This is a genomic window from Granulicella mallensis (genome assembly GCF_014203225.1).
GTDB classification, from domain to species: Bacteria; Acidobacteriota; Terriglobia; order Terriglobales; family Acidobacteriaceae; genus Granulicella; species Granulicella mallensis_A.
Genome location: NZ_JACHIO010000004.1, coordinates 64936 through 85212 on the forward strand (window position 1 = coordinate 64936; position 20277 = coordinate 85212).

16 protein-coding genes and 1 tRNA gene are annotated in these 20277 nt (G+C 58.4%); 6 read left to right on the forward strand and 11 right to left on the reverse strand.

The window, feature by feature from the left end; genetic code table 11:
- Window positions 1-110: 110 nt before the first annotated feature.
- Window positions 111-875 carry an SDR family oxidoreductase gene (locus HDF15_RS05245; protein WP_184253455.1) on the reverse strand — a complete coding sequence of 255 codons (765 nt, stop codon included), beginning with the start codon at window positions 873-875 and terminating at the stop codon, window positions 111-113.
- A gap of 59 nt (window positions 876-934) precedes the next feature.
- On the opposite strand from HDF15_RS05245, the gene HDF15_RS05250 reads away from it, so the two are divergent.
- Complete coding sequence (locus tag HDF15_RS05250) at window positions 935-1552, forward strand: GNAT family N-acetyltransferase (RefSeq protein WP_184253457.1); 618 nt, start codon at window positions 935-937, stop codon at window positions 1550-1552.
- 10 nt (window positions 1553-1562) lie between these two features.
- Here the strand turns inward: HDF15_RS05250 and mreC are convergent, their stop codons facing one another.
- Window positions 1563-2714, reverse strand: coding sequence for a rod shape-determining protein MreC (gene mreC, locus HDF15_RS05255; protein ID WP_184253459.1), 1152 nt, complete (start codon window positions 2712-2714; stop codon window positions 1563-1565).
- A gap of 181 nt (window positions 2715-2895) precedes the next feature.
- Here mreC and recG point away from each other — a divergent pair, with 181 nt between their 5' ends.
- Window positions 2896-5340 carry an ATP-dependent DNA helicase RecG gene (gene recG, locus HDF15_RS05260; RefSeq protein ID WP_260330855.1) on the forward strand — a complete coding sequence of 815 codons (2445 nt, stop codon included), beginning with the start codon at window positions 2896-2898 and terminating at the stop codon, window positions 5338-5340.
- A gap of 28 nt (window positions 5341-5368) precedes the next feature.
- Here recG and HDF15_RS05265 read toward each other — a convergent pair whose 3' ends face one another.
- The 3 genes from HDF15_RS05265 to HDF15_RS05275 all read right to left on the reverse strand — a co-directional run bounded on the left by HDF15_RS05265 (window position 5369) and on the right by HDF15_RS05275 (window position 7807).
- The gene (locus tag HDF15_RS05265) at window positions 5369-5776 is read right to left on the reverse strand and encodes a four helix bundle protein (RefSeq protein WP_311733040.1); all 408 of its coding nucleotides are present in this window, start codon (window positions 5774-5776) and stop codon (window positions 5369-5371) included.
- Window positions 5777-5810: 34 nt separating this feature from the next.
- Window positions 5811-6245: a response regulator gene (locus HDF15_RS05270; protein WP_014267115.1), complete on the reverse strand. Its 435-nt coding sequence runs from the start codon at window positions 6243-6245 to the stop codon at window positions 5811-5813.
- A 653-nt stretch (window positions 6246-6898) separates the two neighbouring features.
- The gene (locus HDF15_RS05275) at window positions 6899-7807 is read right to left on the reverse strand and encodes a PhzF family phenazine biosynthesis protein (protein WP_184253462.1); all 909 of its coding nucleotides are present in this window, start codon (window positions 7805-7807) and stop codon (window positions 6899-6901) included.
- A gap of 398 nt (window positions 7808-8205) precedes the next feature.
- Between HDF15_RS05275 and HDF15_RS05280 the strand changes: the two genes are divergently transcribed.
- Window positions 8206-8862 (forward strand): peroxiredoxin, encoded by a 657-nt coding sequence (locus tag HDF15_RS05280; protein ID WP_014267117.1) that lies wholly within the window; start codon window positions 8206-8208, stop codon window positions 8860-8862.
- A gap of 47 nt (window positions 8863-8909) precedes the next feature.
- Window positions 8910-8985, forward strand: a tRNA-Cys gene (locus HDF15_RS05285).
- A gap of 75 nt (window positions 8986-9060) precedes the next feature.
- Here HDF15_RS05285 and HDF15_RS26195 read toward each other — a convergent pair.
- The 6 genes from HDF15_RS26195 to HDF15_RS05315 are packed head-to-tail and all read right to left on the reverse strand — an operon-like array spanning window position 9061 to window position 15295.
- Entirely contained in the window at window positions 9061-10488 is a 1428-nt protein-coding gene (locus HDF15_RS26195) for an ATP-binding protein (protein WP_184253464.1), read from the reverse strand.
- Window positions 10485-12614, reverse strand: a complete 2130-nt coding sequence (locus tag HDF15_RS05295) for an ATP-binding protein (protein ID WP_184253466.1) — start codon at window positions 12612-12614, stop codon at window positions 10485-10487. The genes HDF15_RS26195 and HDF15_RS05295 overlap by 4 nt, the downstream gene beginning before the upstream one ends.
- 3 nt (window positions 12615-12617) lie before the next feature.
- Entirely contained in the window at window positions 12618-13625 is a 1008-nt protein-coding gene (locus HDF15_RS05300; RefSeq protein ID WP_260330856.1) for an ATP-binding SpoIIE family protein phosphatase, read from the reverse strand.
- A gap of 2 nt (window positions 13626-13627) precedes the next feature.
- The gene (locus HDF15_RS05305) at window positions 13628-14026 is read right to left on the reverse strand and encodes an anti-sigma regulatory factor (RefSeq protein WP_311733041.1); all 399 of its coding nucleotides are present in this window, start codon (window positions 14024-14026) and stop codon (window positions 13628-13630) included.
- Complete coding sequence (locus tag HDF15_RS05310) at window positions 14019-14414, reverse strand: STAS domain-containing protein (protein ID WP_014267128.1); 396 nt, start codon at window positions 14412-14414, stop codon at window positions 14019-14021. Before HDF15_RS05310 ends, HDF15_RS05305 begins: the two co-directional genes overlap by 8 nt.
- A complete protein-coding gene (locus HDF15_RS05315; RefSeq protein ID WP_184253472.1) occupies window positions 14414-15295 on the reverse strand; it encodes an STAS domain-containing protein in 882 nt (293 codons plus the stop codon). Before HDF15_RS05315 ends, HDF15_RS05310 begins: the two co-directional genes overlap by 1 nt.
- A gap of 579 nt (window positions 15296-15874) precedes the next feature.
- Between HDF15_RS05315 and HDF15_RS05320 the strand changes: the two genes are divergently transcribed.
- Both HDF15_RS05320 and HDF15_RS05325 read left to right on the forward strand, forming a co-directional pair.
- Window positions 15875-16984 carry an efflux RND transporter periplasmic adaptor subunit gene (locus HDF15_RS05320; protein WP_184253474.1) on the forward strand — a complete coding sequence of 370 codons (1110 nt, stop codon included), beginning with the start codon at window positions 15875-15877 and terminating at the stop codon, window positions 16982-16984.
- A 99-nt stretch (window positions 16985-17083) separates the two neighbouring features.
- Window positions 17084-20266, forward strand: a complete 3183-nt coding sequence (locus tag HDF15_RS05325) for an efflux RND transporter permease subunit (protein WP_184253476.1) — start codon at window positions 17084-17086, stop codon at window positions 20264-20266.
- Window positions 20267-20277 lie beyond the last annotated feature (11 nt).

A 20277-nucleotide genomic window follows, 5' to 3' on the forward strand; every position in this document is an offset into this window, starting at 1 on the left:
CCTTTCGACCGACTAACGGGAGTGGAGAAACCCTGTATTTCGCGGCTGCTCGTACTACCGAGGAAGCCAAAGGGACACGCTAGCCAACGCTGCCCAGCGAGGATCTGTCCTCACCCACTCCACTCGGTGCTGCCCACATAAACAATGGCACCGGTCTCATGCTTTTCGTTGAGTGCGCCATCGACGATTGCAGCAGCAAACTCCTCCACATCAGGAAGAGAACCCGCTTCCTCTTTCCGGCCTGCAATCAGACCTGGATACTGCCGTTGCAGGAGCTTAGGCGTAATGGTCCCTTCGATCAGATCGCCGCTGATAATCACCAGCCGAATTCCCTTTTCGGACAGCTCGGGAATCATGGCTCGAAGCGCATCCTCTCCCGCCTTCTTGCTGATGGCAACAGGTTCGTACCCCGGATACACAGGCTTCGTCCCGTAGAAATGAGCCAGATGGCTCGTTACGAACACGATCTTTCCTCCCGGCCGCATGAGCGCAAGAGCGCCTTGCACAAGATTGACCTGGGCATGCAGATTGAGATTCATGGCATAGTCCGCGGCCTTGTCTGTCTCCAGGCCACCGCTGGCATTCAGAACGAGGATGTCGAGTTGTCCCCAGGCCTTCTTAATCTGGTCAAAGGTAGCCTCAATATCCTTCGTCTCTGTGATGTCGGCCTGCAGGAGAAGCGTCCTTCTTCCCAGGTCCGAGATCGCCTGGGCGACCTCTTCAGCCCTCGGCCTCTTGCTGCGGTAGTTGATCGCCACATCAGCGCCGAGTTCCGCCAGTTGACGGGCCACGCTGGCGCCGATGCCGCGGGAAGCTCCTGTCACGAGGGAGGTTTTACCGAGCAGCGGAAGAGAGGATGTCACTTGTTCTGTCATGGCAGGTAGTTTATCCCTGACAGGTTGCCCCCGCTTATCGCGGGCATAAACTATCGTTCATGCCCCTCACCTCAACGCAGGCATCGGATAGATTCCAGCCGATCACGCTCACAGGCCGCCACGTCCAGCTCACGCCTCTCTCGGTAGACCACCAGGAGGGCCTGAAGTCAGCGGTACGTGACGGCAACCTCTGGGAGCTCTGGTATACGAGCATCCCTTCTCCGGAAGGGATGCTCGCAGAGATTCAGCGACGCCTGGCCTTGCAGGAAGCCGGATCGATGCTCCCCTTTGCCATCATCGACAGAGCAACAGGGGATATCGTCGGCATGACCACCTATATGAACATCGATCAGGCTACGCCGCGCGTAGAGATTGGATCGACCTGGTATGCGCAGCGAGTGCAACGGACGGCTCTGAATACCGAAGCGAAACTCTTGCTACTCACCCACGCCTTCGAAACGCTGGGTTGCGTCGCAGTCGAGTTCCGTACTCACTTCATGAATCAACAGAGCCGTCGGGCCATAGAAAGACTCGGCGCAAAGCTCGATGGCATCCTGAGAAATCATTTCCTCACAGAAAATGGGACATTGCGCGATACCTGCGTCTACAGCATCCTCGTCTCCGAGTGGCCCACCGTTCGTACCCATCTGGAGCATCAACTGGCAAAACTCCGCTAATCTCGACAAATCAGGGCTGTTGCGGCGTAGCAGCAGCTCCCGGCTTCAGCTCCTGCGCCGAAGGTGTCGTGCCAGGCGAGAAGCGATCGGGATGCAGCGGAGGCTGCGTTCTCGGCAATCCCGAGTTAGGAACACCCGGTACACCGCCAATCTGATCGGACGGTTTCGGAGCATCGCCCGGCTTCGCAGCCGGTGTATCGGCATTCAGGCTGGGCAGCTTCTCGGAGATGATATCCGCCGCACGCTTATTCTCTTCCGACACCGCATCGGCAATGGCTGCATCCTGCTGCGCCGCAGCCGGCATGGTGGTGGCCGTCCCCGTAATAATCAGGACCTCCTCCAACCGCAGGAGGTTTGCCGCCGGATGCACGACGATCTCCGTATACGGCTGATGCAGAGGATCGGGCGCGATGGATTCGATCACTCCAACCGGCAATCCGCGCGGAAACACCTGGTCTCCGCCCGACGTGATGATCTTTTCACCCGGCTTGATACGAGAATCCGCCATCAGATTATCAATCTGCACATTGCCGGTCGACGTTCCGCGAAGAATAGCGCGAATGCGGGTCGATTCCAGGAGAATACCCGCTCCCGAGGTCGGGTCACTCAACAAAAGCAACTGCGCCGTATGTGGAAACACGTCGCGCAGCTTGCCCACCACACCATCCGGAGTAATCACAGGCTGTCCAGGCTTAAGCCCTTCAACCGAACCCTTGTCCAGATACAGCAGGCCGGAATGGTCCGTTCCACTGGTACCAATCACCTGGGCAGCCACGGTGCTTGTAATGTACTGCTGCTTGAAGGCGAGCAGCGCCTGCAAGCGGCGGCCCTGTGCGGCGTCTTCAGCAAACGATGCCTGCTCCTGCCGCAGCCGCGCAATCTCGAGCTGTAACGCCTGGTTCTGCTCCCGGGTGTGCCGCAGGTCGACGTAGTTCGACCAGACATGCCGCACATTCAGGCTTGAGCCATGAATCACCCGTTCGAAGGGCGTAACGATGGCAACCGACCAATACCGCAGCAGGGACATCTTCCGTCCGTCGGAGCCAACAGGGCCAGCGCCCGTTCGGGAAGGCTGCACCTGGATCGCCAGTCCTATCGTCTGAGCGAGCACGATGACGATCAACACCAGCGGGTTTTTGAATCGTACGAAGAAGGAATCCATCGGAAGGCCAACCTCATTATTTCATCGCCGAGGCTTGTTACATCTTCGCCTATTTCGCAGCCAGGTTCCCCACAGCCAGTTGCGACCACAGAGCCCTCGCAACTCGAGCCTCGTTACTCGTAGCTGAACGCCCCAAAACACGCTGGTTCCAGAGTCCAAATCGGCGGAAATGCTGTTCCCCATGCGATCCATCGCCGCCACTGCTACCATCGAACCCGTGCCGCTGGAACTCACAACGCCGGTTAAATACATCAAACGCATCGGCGATCGAGTAGCGGCAAATCTAGCTGAACGCGGCGTTGCAACCGTCGAAGACCTGCTCTACCACCTGCCATTTCGCTACGAAGACCGCCTGCACCCCAAGCCGCTGTCCGGCTACCACCCCGGCGACATGGCCAGCCTGGTCGGCGAGGTGCGTGGAACCGTACTGCTTCGAACGCGCTCCGCTCCCATCTTTGAGATGACCGTCGGCATCAAGCCCCCGCCTGCTGACAGCGAGGCCGCCATGTCCGGCCTGTTGCGGCCACCGCCCGCCGTGCTCGAAACCGTCAAGTGCATGTGGTTCCATGGAACCTATCTGCGCGACAAATTCCGGCCTGGGCAGATGATCGCACTCTACGGCAAGCTGGAGGGTTCGCGCAGCGGCAATGCTCTGAACGCCGTCCCCGGCGCCACGCAGTTCAAGATGATCCAGCCCACCTTCGAGATCCTCCCCGACGCCAGCGCTACGGGTGAGGATGCCGAGTTCACCATGCTGGAGATGGGCCGCATCGTCCCGGTCTACGAATCGCTCGGTGGCAAAACGCCCTGGGGCGCCAAATTGACCTCGCGCTGGCTGCGCCGCGTGATGTGGACCGTCTTCCGTGAACTGACAGAGTCCGACACCAGGGCTGATGAGACGCTGCCGCAGGCACTGCGCCAGCGCTTAGCTCTACCGGGCCGCATGGAAGCCCTGCAGGCGCTGCACTTCCCTCCTGCCGGCACGCCCATAACCGAGCTGATGTCCGCACGAACCCCCGCGCATCGCCGCCTCATCTTTGAGGAGTTCTGGTACCTCGAACTAGGGCTCGAGCTAAAGCGCCGCAAACTGCGCACGCGCGCCGGCACTGCCTTTCTCACCGACGAGAAGGTCCGCGAGGCACTCAAGCAGGTGCTGCCGTTCAAGCCCACATCCGCACAGAAGCGCGTGCTCGGAGAGATCGTCACCGACATGCGTGCCAGCCGGCCCATGCGTCGACTGCTGCAGGGCGATGTCGGTTCAGGCAAGACCATCGTCGCATTACAGGCTGCGCTCGTCGCCATCGAAAACGGCTACCAGACAGCGATGATGGCGCCTACGGAGATCCTGGCAACGCAGCATTATCTCTCCGCGCGCAAGCTGCTGGCCGACGCCATCTCACCGCACACAGGCCGCCCGTATCGCGTCGCCCTGCTCACCGGATCGCTCGACGAACGGGCCAAGCGCGATGTGCGAGGCCGCATCTTTCGTGGCGAAACCGATCTCGCCATCGGCACCCATGCACTCGTCGAAGAGAAGGTCGACTTCGAGAATCTTGGCCTGGTCATCGTCGATGAGCAGCATCGTTTCGGCGTGCAGCAGCGCTTCAAGCTGATGCGCAAGCCCGGAGCCAACGGAGTCGCAACTGAACCCGATGTGCTCGTAATGACCGCGACCCCCATTCCACGCACGCTCGCACTTACGGTGTACGGCGACCTTGAAGTCAGCATCATCGACGAGCTGCCGCCCGGCCGCACCCCCATCGTGACGCGCCGCATGCCGGAAGAACGCTCCTCCGAGGTATGGGACTTCGTTCGCAAACAGATCGTGGCAGGACGGCAGGCCTACATCGTCTACCCCGTCATTGAAGGCGAGAAAGACGATCAGCCAGAGTTGGACTTTGCGCAGGACAGCAGCGAGTCAGCGAGTCAGCAAGCCAGCGAGCCAGCGGCTTTGCCTAAGAAGCAGAAGAATGGCAAGAAGGCCAGTAGCACGCGCAAGTCAGCAGATCGTGTGAAGCTTCGCTCCGCTACCGAGATGTTCGACGAGCTCAGCAGCGGCGCGCTCAACGGCATGAAACTCGGCCTGCTCCATGGCCGCATGTCCGCCGACGATAAGGAAGTGACGATGGCCCGCTTCAAACGTGGCGAGATCGACGTGCTCATCTCGACCACCGTGATCGAAGTCGGCGTCGATGTGCCCAACGCCACGGTCATGGTGATCGAACACGCTGAGCGCTTCGGCCTCGCGCAGATGCACCAGCTTCGTGGCCGCGTCGGGCGCGGAGCTGCCAAGAGCTACTGCGTATTGCTCACCGGCAGCAGTGTCTCACCGGAAGCCGAGCAGCGGCTCGATGCCATGGTGCGCACTCAGAACGGCTTTGAACTGGCGGAGTTCGATCTGGAGCAACGCGGTCCCGGCGAGTTCTTCGGAACACGCCAAACCGGTCTTCCCGAGTTCCATGTTGCCAGTCTGGCTCGCGACCGCGAGTTTCTGGAGCTGGCAAAATCAGAGGCCGCACATTTCGTCGAAGCACCCGATCCCAACATTCCACGAGCGGAAATTGAGGCTGTCTGGACCCGCCTGAAACAGCAATGGCAACGAAGGTATGGATTGGTTGAGGCGTGATAAGTGGTAAGTGGTAAGTGGTAAGTAATTATTTTGAAGGCTTTGGCTTTGCCACAGATGTAATGAGCGCGTTCAGCATTTTCTCTACTTCGTGCGATAGTTGCTCGCACTTTGTGCAATTCACCTCAAGCCCAAAACCCAATTCTCGCGCGATGAGCAATTGCGCTTGCACCTCGTAGTTTGAGCCACGCGCTATGCCTAGAAACTGAATAAGTTCTCCCGTCGATCTTCGACCAGAACCTTCGGCAATATTGCTTGAAATCGACACAGCGGCGCGCCTTACCTGGCTACGCAGACCATACAACTCATCACTTGGAAAGGTGCGGGTGAACTCGTACACGGAAACAGACAGTTGAATGGAGCGATGCCAAACAATTAAATCGCGAAACGACCTTACATCCTGCTCCACATCCACAAACGCTTCCTCGCTGTCCACTTATCACTTGCCACTTATCACTTGTCACTCGCCTTCAACTCGCCACAGCCATCTGCGCAGGTGCGCCCATGACGGACTGCACCTGCTTCTTCGGCCCACGCTTGCGGGCGACGAGGATTCGAATACGGTCGAGCATCTCGGCTGGAGTACATGCGCCCTTGGGTAGAAAAGCGTCTGCGGCGACCGCTCGGTCGAAGTTCGACACGGTTCCTGATACCAGGAGCGCCGGCAGGCAGGGATGCAGTTGCTTGGCCCGTCGGACCAGTTCATTGCCATCCATCTGCGACAGGATCACTTCCGACATCAGCAGGTCTACAGATCCCTGCATCGCCACCTGGAGGTATTCCAGGGCTTCGGCTGCTGTGCGCATAGCGAGAACGCGATAGCCGCGCGTTTCGAGCAAAAACTTCCGTACTGAGAGAACCTGTTCATTGTCATCCACACACAAAATCGTCTTACGAGGGCGCATTGTCGTTCCTTCTTCCGGCCGGTGGTTTCCGGCCCGAGTGTCTTGCATTCCGTTGTTTCGTTCATCGCCACAGCCTGGGGCCGGACGTGTTTACCTTGGGTGCCGCTACTTCGTTCCTTCGCTTCGATCAAGCCGTACATGCGTTCACGCCTGATAAAAGGCGCAGGTTGGGGCATTCGCGCGGACAGTCACGTTTGTTGGCGTGAAGGTCTAGGCACGGTCCGCTTCTTTACGTTGACGGGGAAAAGCGCGAGGCTCTCCTGTCCGCTTCGCGGGGCCAAAATGGCCCGAAGCAGTGCCCCGAGTCTCGATGGCCACAAGGAGGCCGTCGGATCGCGGAGTTGTGAAAGAGGCCGTCTCGGCTCACCGCGCCCCGCACCCAGCGCCGCGAAAAGCGGCGGCGCAGGGGTGCTGAGGCGGCAATTGGGCCGGCCTTTTTCAACACAAATTTTCAGTAAAACAGGCGAAAGTTTCTTGCCGCTGAGACATAGTCCCGTTTGGCGATTTGCTGACTCTACCGGGGGGAACCTGCCGTGGCAATGGCGAATTTATAGCGAAAACGCAACAACTTCGTCATAGCGCATCCACCACTGCTATCAAACCCTGCGTTGCTATTGAGGTTTGGGGCTCTCCGCCTGTGGGAAACCGGTGGTTCAAGGCAGGAAAAACGAGCCAATTGCAACAGGAATGGTGCGCCCCGAAACATGCACGTAACGCACTTCGCCATTCTCGAGGTTCGCCCGCGCGGTGATCCGGCTGGGCCTGAGAATCTCGATTCCCTGCTCTATCACAACCGGCGCTCCTGATTGTACAAGTCCGTGCCGCACGAACCATGAGATGCAACAACCGGCAGCCGATCCTGTCGCCGGATCTTCGCCTCCGTAGAACTGCATGCGGGCACGCCACTGCGGCCCCTCCGCCTGCCCTGTGGGGGCGACGCAGTAGAAAAACTTCGCATCGCTCTTCACGAGCCACGCCGACGCCTCGCGCGGGGAGATCTGCAACTGCCGCAATACCTCTATCGAGCGGAGCGGGACGATACAGAACGCCATCCCGGTCGAGACCGTCTGCGGCGCATGCTCTGCGGACAGATCGCCCTCCTGCAGTCCCAGAGCCGCTGCCACCTCGGCGCGATCGTGCGTCTTCCCGAATACGGGGTCGTTCTGCTTCATCGTCGCGCGCACGCCGTGCTCTCCCTCGCGGCAAGGTTCGAACCGAACCGTAATCGGCCCCACCTTGAGGCGCAAAGTGATGCTCTCGGCCCCGCGCAGCGTTGGATGGTTGAAGTACAGCCAGGTTGCCGTGCCAAGCGTAGGATGCCCGGCAAAGGGCAATTCCTCCTCCGTGGTGAAGATCCTCACCTGCACGCCGTTAATACGTTCGTCCTCTACGTCATCACTGGGCAGGACAAAGGTCGTTTCAGCGAGGTTTGTCTCCCGCGCCAGAGCCTGCATCTCATCTCCCGAGAACGAACGGGCATCGTGAAACACGGCCAGTGGATTGCCTTCCAGTGGTTTTTCGGCAAAGACATCCAGAATGGAGTATTCGAGTTTGCGGATCATACGACCAGTCTATCGAGAGACACGCTCTTCCCCTTATGCACGATTTACGGTTTTTGACATTTGACACACCCGCCCTGCCGCCGTAACTTAGAAAACAACCGCACATGGAGCAAACGGCTCCATACTGATGCCAGTCGTCAGTGGCGGTACAAGATCTGGACTCGAATGAATCTCACCGCCTCGAACTCGTCCCTCACATGCTGCTGTGGTTGCCGCTGCTGTTGCTGCGGCCCTGCGCGGGTGAGTCGATGAGCGAATCGAGACGCTAAGCTACAACGTCAAGAAACGAACATCAAGACCCACCCAAGGCCATCGCCGGGTGGGTCTTCTGCTTTAGTGCCACCCTGAAACGGCCTTCACCAACTAGCTGCAACCACTTTCAAAGGTAGGTAAACACGATGTCTCTCCGCATCAACGATGTAGCCCCCGACTTTACCGCAGAAACCACCCAGGGCACGGTCCACTTTCACGAATGGATCGGCGATAACTGGGCGGTGCTCTTCTCACACCCCAAGGACTTCACGCCCGTCTGCACCACCGAACTCGGCGCGGTTGCCGCCCTGGAGACCCAGTTCGCCCAACGTGGCGCCAAGGTCATCGGCCTGTCGGTCGATCCCGTCGAGAGCCACGGCAAGTGGGCGCAGGACATCGAGGATGTAGGTGGGCACAAGGTCAACTATCCGATCATCGGCGACCCCGAGCTGAAGATCGCCAAGCTCTATGACATGCTGGCTGCCGAAGACGGCGATAGCTGCGAAGGTCGTACCCCTGCCAACAACGCTCCTGTACGCACGGTATTCATTGTCGGCCCTGACAAGCGCATCAAGCTGCAGATCGCCTATCCGATGACCACCGGCCGCAACTTCGACGAGATCATCCGCGTGCTCGACTCCATGCAGCTCACCGCGAAGCACAAGGTTGCGACGCCGGCTAACTGGAAGCAGGGCGAAGATATCATCATCACTGGTGCTGTCTCCAACGAAGAAGCCGACAAGATCTTTCCGGGCTACAAGACGGTGAAGCCGTATCTGCGCACAGCAGCTCAACCTAAGTAGTCGTAACATGTAGAATCATGCTTCTGCCCTTTGGCGGAAGCAAATGAGCACCGGTGGCGAAGTGGCTAACGCGCTGGTCTGCAAAACCAGTATTCATGGGTTCGACCCCCATCCGGTGCTCCATAAATTCAAATACAAAGCGAGCCTGCTTCAGGTTCGCTTTGTTGTCTGTGCCATTCATCGGCACGCATTTACCTACTACTCTGCGGGAAGAAGAATCGAGATACAGGTGCCTGAGTGCCCAGGCTCTATACGGCTTCGGACCTGGATGCGACCGCGATGCTCCTGAATAATCGAAGAGCTTAGCCAGAGACCGATGCCTGTACCTTTGAGTTCTTTGGTCGTAAAGAAAGCATTGAAGATCTTCTCGCGGTTTCGTTCCGGAATGCCGACTCCGCAATCGGCCACAGTAACGCGGACTGCGCGCTGCGGTCCCGAGTGATGGATCGTACAGGAAGAGATCTTGATCCGAATTCTGCCGCCTTCGAAGGAAGCCTCAATCGCATTCCGCAGAAGGTTCGAAAATACCTGCCGCATCTGGGCTGGAAACCCACGCACGCTAAGATCAGCATCCCACTCCCGGCTTACCTGCAGGTTCTTTTCTTGGATCGAGCGATTATTCAGGGCCAGTGCATTTTCGATCAGCTCCGGCAAGTTCAATTCAATCGGGGTGTCCGATTCTCGATGAAACGACAGTATCTGCCGGGCAATGCGCGATACGCGAACCAACTCGTCTTCGGCTGAGGCAAGATAGCTAACGGCCTCTTTCGATCCGGGGGTGGCGCTTTTCAGAAGAAAGAGAAGATTCGTAATCGCTTCCAGCGGATTGTTGATCTCATGCGCAATCGTATGCGCCATGCGTCCTGTTGCAGCCAGCCGTTCGTTCTGAAGTGCAGCGTGCTCCGCGAGCTTCTGCTGGCTGATATCGGCCAGCACGAAGATACTGCCGCTTTGTATGCTGTCGAGAAACACCGGTTCAAGGCGTGTTTGAAAGTATCGCGCGCCGGAACTGGCCTCCTGAAGCTGCGACGATCCGAGCTCGGAGACCTGAATGCCAAAACACTCCTGCATCAGTTCGCTCAGGCTGCGGCCTTCGATTTCGGAATACGTACGCTCCAGAAGATCTGACATCGCGCGGTTGCAGCGCTGGATCGTGCCGGCTTCATCGAGGACTGCTACGCCTTCACTCAACGCATCGAAGGTGGCCTGCCACTGTTTGGCAGAGAGCTTCGCCAGCGACTCAGCCTCATGAACCTTGATCAGAGACTTGACCGTCGCAATCAGGACATTCGGCTCTACGGGTTGAGTCAGGTAGGCATCCGCGCCACTCTCGAGCGCATAGACCCTGCTCTCATTGTCCAGGAACGCGGCTGACAACTGCAGCACGGGAATATGGCTGGTGCGAGGATTCGACTTGAGTCTTCGGCAGACCTCATAGCCGAGAATGTCGGGCAGCTTCACATCCAGAAGAATCACGGCCGGGACCTGTTTCGCCAGATCGAGCGCTTCTTTTCCGGTGTCGGCCTCCATCGTCTCGAAGCCCGCGCGCTTCAGTGCGTGCACAATCGTATAGCGATTCGCGGGCCGGTCATCTACGACTAAGACGATATCTTTGCCTGTACTCACAAACCTATCCCCGTCGATTCAAGCACCTGGAGTAGACCTCTTGGGCCCCCTTCGCCGCTGAATGCCTGCTTGGGGTAGAAGAAGGTAAACGAATCCAAAAGTAGTTTGCGATCCTGGTTCGAGAGTTCCCTCGAAGAATGTACGATGACCGGAATCGTCTTGGATGCCAGACTCTTTCGCATCTCTCGCAACACCTCAAAGCCGTTCATGTCCGGCATGGTGATATCGAGAACAACCGCATCGGGAGTTTCGTCTTTGATCAGCCGAAGGGCTTCGCGTCCTCCGTGAGCTTCCAGTATCCGATATCCAACCTTTGCGAGCGCACCGCCCACCAGGTAACGAGTCACTTCATCATCGTCGACCAGCAGAATGGTCTTGGACGGCGCCCCCTCAATCAACTCCCGGACCACATTCAACAAGTTAAATGGGGGCACCGGTTTTGCAAGAAAGGCGTCCGCGCCCGCCTCAATCGCCGATTTCGCATCATCTACCACGCTGACGACCAGAATAGGTCCCGAGTATCCTTGCGACCGAAGCTCCTCGATGTAATAGAGGCAGTCTTTCTGGTCGATCAACCTGTCCAGTACGACCAGCGAAGGGCTCATCTGCTTCATCGCCGCGCGCGACTCGGGAATATTTGCGACAAAGACGGTACGGTAGTTGCTGTTCTTCAGTGAAGACTGATGGACAAAGCTTGTCTCCCGGTTATCCTCGATAAACAGGATCGGAGCTCCGGTCGCCTCCTGGTCCAGTAGAGGAGCCAGCGGCTCAATCTCAGTTTTTCCAAAGTGAGCCGGAATCCTTGCCGTAAAGGTCGATCCCTGACCGGATTCGCTCTCGACATTCAGGCTGCCACCCAGCAGCTCCGCGAGACGCCGCGATAGAGGAAGCCCAAGCCCCGTCCCCTTGACCTGGCTCTGCATCTCGCCTTCGATCTGGGTGAACTCCTCAAAGATTCGTTCCTGATCTTCGGGCAGAATGCCGATGCCTGTATCGGCCACGCGAAAGGCGATCCATCCCCCGTCTTCGATCTCCGCGGTCACGCGGATGTGCCCCTTGCGGGTAAACTTCAGCGCATTGGCAATCAAGTTGCGAAGGATCTGCGAGACCTTCCCCTCATCGGTATACAAGGTTGGAAGATCGGCCGCCGCATCGAAGATCAGTTCAAGGCTGTTCCCCGCAAGCAATGGCTTCAACATGCCGCGCAGTGCTCCAAAGAAGTCGTTGACCTCAAAGTGTCTCGGCTTCACATCGATCTTTCCGGCTTCGACCTTCGCCAGATCGAGAAGATCGTTCACCAGCTCGGAGAGTTCAGAGGCCGAGTGCTGGATATAGAGAACCTGCTTCTCTTGCTCCTCGGAGAGCTCTCCATCCGTGCGTCCCAGGAGCAACCGGCTCAAGGATGAGATCGAGTTCAGCGGAGTCCGGAACTCATGCGAAAGGTTGGAGAGAAAACTCGTCTTGAGATCCGAGACCTTGCGCAGGTCATCTGCATGCTGCTCCAGCTCGGCGTAGAGAGCCACCACCCCGCGATTGGTGTCTTCCAGCTCCTGGTTCAAATCCGCAAGCTGGTCCTGCTTCTCTTTGAGCTCCGCCAGTGTCTTCAGCAGCTCTTGATTCTGCCGTTCGATTTCATCGAAGGGGTCGGCGGCAGTCCCTCCGGCAAGCTTCGCAGAAATGGCCTTGATACTGGCGGCATTGACCGCCGGAGCCGTTGCAGGCAGGGCTTTGCCGCACTCAACTCGAGTCCCCATAGAATCCGAAGCGATATGGAAGTGATCCATGAGGCGCTTCGTGCCGATGAGCCCCATCCCCAGTCCCGTCTTCGACACATACCGGCCGTCGAGAATCTCAGCCAGGTTGGGAATGCCTGCGCCTTTATCCGTCACCGAGATGACGAAGACTTGTGGGTCGGCGTTGGTGACCGAAAAGTCCACAGCTCCGCTTTCCGCATAGCGGAAGGCGTTGCGGGCTAACTCCGAGGCAGCCGTCGCCAGGCGTATCTGATCCTGGTGCTCGAAACCAAGCAGCGCCGCTACATCGCGCGCACGTTGACGAGCCTGGACGACGTGACGGTCATGCCGCAGTGGAATGGTCAGAAGCGGAAATTTAAATGTCTCGTCCATGGCCTAAATGCGTGAGATTAGTATGGTGGCATCATCACGCTTACGGCAATAGTCGCGATAAAGAACTCCCGCGATAAGTGCCGGATGACGAGATGCTAATCCGGGATATTGTTCCATACTCCAGCGAGTTGCGATTCCGTCCGAGTGCAGGAGGAGGGCAGAGTTCTTTTCCCAGGGGTAGGAAAAAGACTGAATGCGACCTATGGAGTGCCCCAGAGTTCCGTTCATCGACACCATGCTCCGGGATTGTCCGCTGCCATAGATCGATCCGGCAACGTTCCCGACACCAGCAAAGTTCACAACTCCCTTATCGTAAAGAACCTCCGCTATCGAGACGGCAGCGCCGCGCGTCTTGGCCAGGGCTCCGTGAGCATCGGCAAGGATTCGCTCCGGCGTCAGGTGCGACGTCTCCCGGAAGATACGAATCGCCTCCTGTGAGGCCTCCGCAGCCGCAGGACCATGGCCGAGCCCATCGGCCACAATATAGATACTCCGCCCCGGCGTATGCGCGGCGTCCCATGCGTCACCGCAGGCTATTTCCCCTGTAATCGGCAGGCAAACAACGCCAAGTGCATAGTTCGCGGCAATGCTGGCCGCAGACGGAGACTCGTTGGCAATACGGGCAAACAGGACGGTTCCATGGCCTGGCACGGAATAGATCTGAAAAGCGGTCGCAAGCCGCGAGATGGCTCCAAGACCCTGGCCGAGCGTACCTGCCGTCGAGAAACCATCTTCAAGGGATCGGCCCACGTCTGCAATGCCGGTTCCGCTGTCGATAGCGAGCACATCCATGCCCGCGACATTCTTGAACCGCCACGGGCAAAGAATAAGCTCGCCACGTCCGGCATGCGCCGCGATATTCCCCGCCGCCTCCGTAACGATAATGCCGAGCTGTCCCTGCCGAAGTTCGCTGAATCCGATTGCGTTCGCAAGCGCAAGGGCCCTGCGGCGTGCATGCCCGGTCTGGCTGGCATCCGCCGCGGTAATCGGAACCACCACGCTCCCCGGCAAGGTTACTTCCATCGGATGACGGTGACCGTCGTACCTTCCCCTGGAGCGCTCTGGATCTCGAACTCGTTCATCAGCCGCTTGCTGCCTCCAAGACCCAATCCCATGCCCTGTCTGGAAGTGTATCCGTCCGTCAGCGCAAGTTTGATGTCCGGGATGCCGGGCCCTTTATCGGAGAATGTCAGCTTGATGCCCTTCCGCAGACCGTTCACCACCTCGGAGATTTCGAGTTGTCCGCCTCCGCCATGTTCAAGCGTATTGCGGCCGAGCTCGCTTGCGGCCGTAACCAGCTTCGTCTGGTCGACCAGGCTCAACTTCATCTCTGTTGCCCAAACCCGGACCCGTTGCCTCACAAACACCACATCGGAAGAGTCTTTGATGGGTAGTGTCTCAGTCTTAGTCACTGTCCCCGTCATATTCCTCGCTGTCGCGATCGCTCGTAACCGTCTCGTGCAGATACTGCATACCCGACTCGACGTTCAGGGCAGTTCTGATCCCCGGCAAAGACATCCCCAGTTCCACCAGCGTAATGGCCACTGCGGGCTGCATACCGACGACCACCGTCTGCGCATCCAGAACCCTCGCCATCGAAGCAATATTGGCCAGCGTGCGTCCGATGAAGGAGTCCACAATCTCAAGCGAGGAGATATCGATCAATACGCCCTTCGCCCCAACGTCGGCAATCTTCGACGTCAGATCGTCCTGGAGCGTGAGCGCCAGCTTGTCATGCATATCTACCTGGATGGTGACCAGCAGGAAGTTCCCCATCCGTAAGATCGGAATTCTTTCCATTACTGCTCTCCGTATCTCGCAAGCGCTGAACCTTTGGACTTCTCAAGACGCGTTACCGTCCGGCCGCTGCGTTCCAAAGCCAGGCGGAAGGCATCGGAGAGCTTTGCCTTGGTAATCACGTCCTCCAGATTGATCCCCAGGTGAACGATGGTCTGCGCAATCTGAGGCCGAATGCCGCTCAGGATGCACTCCGCGCCCATGAGCCTTGCTGCGGTGATCGTCTTCAAGAGATGCTGTGCAACCAGCGTGTCAACCGTAGGAACGCCGGTGATGTCGATGATGGCGAAGCGCGAGTTCGTCTTCACAATGGCCTGCAGCAGCGACTCCATCACTACCTGGGTGCGCGCGCTGTCAAGCGTTCCAATCAGCGGCAACGCAACGATGCCGTCCCACAGGGTCACAACCGGCGTCGAGAGCTCGAGCATCTCCTCCTGCTGCCGCATGATGACCTGATCGCGACCGTGGATAAAGCTGTCCGTTGTATGCAACGCCAGCTTGTCCACGAAATCGCCAACCGTAGCAATATCAGCGAAGAGATGTTTCGCGTCACTGCCGGCCTGGCGCTGAATAAGGTTGAAAAGGGGCGATTTCAAGGACAGTACGAACATCGCCGTCTCGGAGGGCGTAAAACCCTGCACAGCGCGCGAGGCGGACAAGCCGGCCAGGAGGTCCTTCAAAGGCTGCCATGCCGGCGCATTGAGGTTATCCAGGGTGGTATCGGCGGAGACATCGCAGATCGCCGCGAGAACCTCTGCCGACTGTGCCTTTAGTTCACGGTCATCGATCAGATCGCGTCTGCGAACGCCACTCTTAATCCCCTGCACCCACTCTTCCAGAAGACCGTCCTGATTCTTCCGGATTGCATCCAATATGTTCGCCATTTTCACACTCCAGAGCACTTGCGTCCTCTTTATAAACTCACGGACGCGCTCAGTTTAACAGTCTGATTTTACAGGGAATTCTGCCGAGGATAAATCTGCGCAGCCACAGCATAAAGTTCGCGCTTTTCGATGAGCGCCAAACGATCCTACGTCACAGGGGCGGCTTTTCTCAGTCGGGTTCGCACATAGCGTAGGATGGGTATCCTGCCCACGTTGGCAGGCCGCCTCGCCAGCTTTTTGCGCGTCTTCACGTGAGCGAGTCCCGACCGAAGCGGCGTTGCTGAAAATCGAGGCAATATGCGCAGAAACATCTTGCCATCCCCTATTTCCGCTACGAATACCGTTGTATTATCATGTCCGCAAATCATTCTGCCCATCTCCGCCGATCTGAACCGTGAGCACGCCACAGGTTTAGGCAGAATTTGTCCCCTGGACCGGTCACTACAGGACCCGGCGCGAAAGAATTAGCACCCTTGAATTTCTTAAATCATCCATTCAATAGATAACCAGAAACTGATCAATAGATAACCAGAAACTGAGACACTCGATAACAGCATCTCTTCAGGAGTTTCCGCACTGATGAAACGTTCGCCTTTTCGCCGCACCGTATCCGTTCAACTGCTGTTTGCGTCTTCGTTAGTGATTGCGCTTGCAGGCTGCAAGCAGGCACCGCCTCCCCAGGCAGCCGGCGGGCCCCAGGCCATGCCCGTCCAGGTAGCGGCTGTCTCCATGTCACCCGTGCCGGCAGGCGACACCTATGTCTCCACGATCAAGAGCCGCCACTCGGCCACCATGCAGCCACAGATCGATGGCAACATTACGCGTATCCTGGTCAAATCCGGCGACTCCGTCAAAACCGGCCAACTGCTCATGACCATCGACCCGCTCAAGCAGCAGGCCACCGTCGAGCAGCAGCGAGGCACGGAGTTCCAGAAGAAGGCCGTCGTCGACTACAACAAGATCGAAGAGAACCGCCAGAAGCAGCTCTTTGAGGCAGGCGTTATCTCCCGCGATGCCTACGATCAGGCTGTGCAGGCGCTCGGCAACTCCACCGGCGACTACAACTCGGCCGTGCAGGGCACACTGACCCAGCAGCAACAACTCGCCTACTACCAGATCCGCGCCCCCTTCGCAGGCATCATCGGCGACATCCCCGTCCACCAGGGCGACTACGTCTCCCCCACCACACTGTTGACTACGGTCGACGAGAACGCCGGCCTCGAAGCCTACATCTATATCCCTACCGAGCGCGCCGCACAGGTAAAGCTAGGCTTGCCGGTCGATCTGCAGGACAACAGCGGCAACAGCATCAGCAAATCCACCATCAGCTTCCTCTCGCCGCAGGTGGACAACGGCACACAAACCATTCTCGCCAAGGCTGAGATACCCGCGGCCACCGGCGCGAAGAGGCTGCGCACGCAGCAACTGGTAAGGGCGCACATTACCTGGTCGAGCAACCCCACGCCTGTCGTTCCTGTGCTTGCAGTCACCCGTATCGGCGGACAGACCTTTGTCTACGTTGCGACACCAGGCACCAATGGTTATACCGCTCATCTGGTGGCCGTTACGCTTGGCGACACATTGGGTAACAACTATCCAGTCCTTACCGGACTTCACACCGGAGACAAGGTCATCCTCTCCGGCCTGCAGTTTCTTCAGGAAGGCATGCCGGTCAAGCCTCTCGGCTAACCGCAGCTCCACTGTATGAACCAACCTCCTGCCCCTGCGCATAGTCGAAGGGGCAGGGCCTGCTTTTAGCTCTTTTGAATACCTCCGAGGTAAGCTCCCTTGTTCGTAGACTTTTTCATTCGCCGCCCGGTCTTCGCCTCCGTCTGCGCCCTGCTCATCGTGCTCGCTGGAGCTGTCGTCATCCCCGGTCTCCCGATCTCGCTCTACCCTGATCTCGCACCGCCACAGGTCACGGTAAGCAGCGTCTACATCGGCGCTAACTCTCAGACCGTCGAGCACGACGTCACAACACCGCTTGAAGAGTCCATCAACGGCGTGGAGGGCATGCGCTACATCACGTCCTCGAGCAGCAACGATGGCAGCAGCACCATCACGATTACGTTCCAGACCGGCTACGACATCAACATCGCGGCCGTCGACGTGCAAAATCGTGTCTCCAGCGCGCAGGGCCTGCTGCCGCAGGCCGTCAAGAACACCGGCGTCACCATCACCAAGTCGAACCCCAACTTCGTCTTTGCAGCGGGCTTCTACTCCGACAACAATCGCTACTCGCAGGATTTCATCTCCAACTACATCGACCTGTACGTCAAGGACCCCCTGGAGCGCATCTCCGGCGTGGGCGCCGCGCAGATCTTCGGTGTTCGCAAATATGCGATGCGCCTCTGGTTGGACCCCACGAAACTGGCCGCGCGTCAACTCACAGCGACCGATGTCATCAGTGCACTCCAGGAGCAAAACGTCGAGATCGCGGCGGGTAACGTCGGCCAGCAGCCCATGTCTCCCCCTCAGGACTTCCAATACTCGGTGCGCGCTGTCGGCCGCCTCACCACACCGGAGCAGTTCAACAACATCGTCCTCAAGAATGGCCCCACCGGCATCATCCAGCTTCGCGATGTGGGCCGTGCCGAGCTCGGTGCCGAAGACTACGGCACGAACCTCAACTTCTCCGGCGCTACCGCCGTCGGCATTGGCGTGCAGCAGCTATCTACCGCCAACGCACTCGACGTCGATCGCAAGGGCAAGGCCGCGCTGCTCGAGCTCTCCAAGAGCTTCCCTCCCGGCCTGCACTACACGGTTGCGTTCGACACCACAACCGTCATCGGCGACTCCATCCACGAGGTCGTCATCACCCTCGCGGAAGCAATCGTCATCGTCATCGCCGTCATCTTCCTGTTCCTGCTCGATTGGCGCGCAACCATCATTCCGGCCATTACAATTCCGGTCTCGCTGATCGGGACCTTTGCCTTCATTAAGATCTTCGGCTTCTCCATTAACTCGCTTACGCTCTTCGGCATCACACTCGCCACGGGCCTGGTCGTCGATGACGCGATCGTCGTCATCGAAAATGTGCAGCGCCATCTCTCCGAAGCGGACCCCAATAATTCGGACCACGATCCGCACAAGGCCACTTCTGTGGCTATGGCTGAGGTCACCAGCGCCGTCATCGCGACCTCGCTCGTGCTCATCAGCGTGTTCGTGCCCGTCAGCTTCTTCCCTGGCACCACGGGCATTTTGTACAAGCAGTTCTCGTTGACGATTGCGTTCGCCATTGCCATCTCGGCGTTCAACGCGTTGACGCTTTCGCCCGCACTCGCCGCGCTCTTCCTGCGCGGAGAAGAAGATAAGTACAAGTTCCTGGATTGGACACACGTCGAGTTTCTCAAGCGTGCCTATCGCGGCTTTGCACATCTTGTCGACAACTCGCTCACGGCCCTCGCCTCCGCGTATGGCCGCGCGATCCATTTCATCCTGCGCATCCGCTGGGTCATGATGCTGCTCTTCATCGCCGGTCTTGCCGCCACGGGCTACATGTATCAGCATGTGCCGACGGCCTTCGTCCCCGGAGAAGACCAGGGCTACTTCATTCTGCAGGTGCTGGCTCCGCAGGGTGCATCACTCAGCTATACAACCCACCTGGCCGACCAGGCGCAGGCCATCCTCTCGCAGGACAAAGATGTCCTAGGCACCTTCTCCGTTATGGGCTTCGGATTCAGCGGCACGTCGCCGAACCAGGGCCTTATCTTCGTTCCGTTGCAGCCGCAGGACAAGCGCCTTGAAAAGGGCCACGCCGACACAGACATCATCGAACGCGTGTCTCCAAAACTCTTAGGCATTCCCGGCGGCATCGTCGTAGCCTTCCCACCGCCCGCGATTCAGGGCCTCGGTAACTTCGGAGGCTTCCAATTCGAACTGCAGGACCTGGGCCGCAACACCTTGCAGGACATCGATCGCATCGCGCACCAGATCGCCGCCGCAGGTAACGATCCGAAGTCCGGCCTCACCGGGATGTTCACGAGCTTCACCTCCAATGACCCTCAACTGCTCGTCAACATCGATCGCGAAAAGGCCAAGACCATCGGCGTACCCTTCTCGCAGATCAGCGACGCGCTCAGCGTCTACATGGGATCGGAGTACGTCAACGACTTCGAGTTCAACAACCGCTCCTACCGCGTGTATGTGCAGGCCGATGCTCCGTTCCGCCGCACGTCGAAAGATATCCGCCAGTTCTACGTCCGCACCAACTCCGGACAGATGGTGCCGCTCGACGATCTGGTCACCATCGATGAAAGCTCCGGCCCGCAGACCATCAGCCACTACAACCTCTTCCGCTCAGCTGAGATCCTCGGCTCTGCCGCTCCAGGCAAGTCCTCCTCAGAAGGTCTCGCTGCCATGGAGTCTGTCGCGAAGAAGAACATGCTGCAAGGCATGAGCTTTGAGTGGTCCGGACTCGCGCTCGAAGAGATCGAGTCCAGCGGCAAAGCGATCGTCATCTTTGCCCTGGGTCTGTTGGTGGTTTATCTCGCACTCTCGGCACAGTATGAGAGCTTCGCGCTTCCGTTCATCATCCTTCTTGCGGTGCCGATGGCCGTGCTCGGTGCGCTGTCTTTAGTCTCCTGGAGAGGGCTCGTGGACGACGTCTACGTGCAGATCGGCCTTGTCATGCTGATCGGCCTCTCGGCTAAGAACTCGATTCTTATCGTCGAGTTCGCCGAGCAGATTCGCGAGAAGGGTCTCAGTATCGCGGAGGCTGCGATTCAGGCCGGCGAGCTTCGCCTGCGTCCGATTCTCATGACGAGCTCGGCCTTCATCCTCGGCGTTCTGCCACTGGTGTTCGCAACCGGCGCAGGCAAGCTGGGACGGCACTCGGTCGGTACAGCCATCGTCGGCGGCATGATTCTCTCCACCGTGCTGAACCTCTTCTTCATCCCGGTTCTGTATGTGCTGCTGAAGTCGTTCCTCGAACGCTTCAGCAAGCCCGGCAAGAAGGTTGTCGAAGCATAACCATCACGGCA

Coding starts and splice junctions, on each gene's coding strand:
- HDF15_RS05315 (WP_184253472.1), bottom strand. CDS start 15,295: ATGGCGAACATATTGGATGCAATCCGGAAGAATCAGGACGGTCTTCTG.
- HDF15_RS05270 (WP_014267115.1), bottom strand. CDS start 6,245: ATGCGCCCTCGTAAGACGATTTTGTGTGTGGATGACAATGAACAGGTT.
- HDF15_RS05320 (WP_184253474.1), top strand. CDS start 15,875: ATGAAACGTTCGCCTTTTCGCCGCACCGTATCCGTTCAACTGCTGTTT.
- HDF15_RS05275 (WP_184253462.1), bottom strand. CDS start 7,807: ATGATCCGCAAACTCGAATACTCCATTCTGGATGTCTTTGCCGAAAAA.
- HDF15_RS05310 (WP_014267128.1), bottom strand. CDS start 14,414: ATGGAAAGAATTCCGATCTTACGGATGGGGAACTTCCTGCTGGTCACC.
- HDF15_RS05280 (WP_014267117.1), top strand. CDS start 8,206: ATGTCTCTCCGCATCAACGATGTAGCCCCCGACTTTACCGCAGAAACC.
- recG (WP_260330855.1), top strand. CDS start 2,896: ATGCGATCCATCGCCGCCACTGCTACCATCGAACCCGTGCCGCTGGAA.
- mreC (WP_184253459.1), bottom strand. CDS start 2,714: ATGGATTCCTTCTTCGTACGATTCAAAAACCCGCTGGTGTTGATCGTC.
- HDF15_RS05295 (WP_184253466.1), bottom strand. CDS start 12,614: ATGGACGAGACATTTAAATTTCCGCTTCTGACCATTCCACTGCGGCAT.
- HDF15_RS05250 (WP_184253457.1), top strand. CDS start 935: ATGCCCCTCACCTCAACGCAGGCATCGGATAGATTCCAGCCGATCACG.
- HDF15_RS05245 (WP_184253455.1), bottom strand. CDS start 875: ATGACAGAACAAGTGACATCCTCTCTTCCGCTGCTCGGTAAAACCTCC.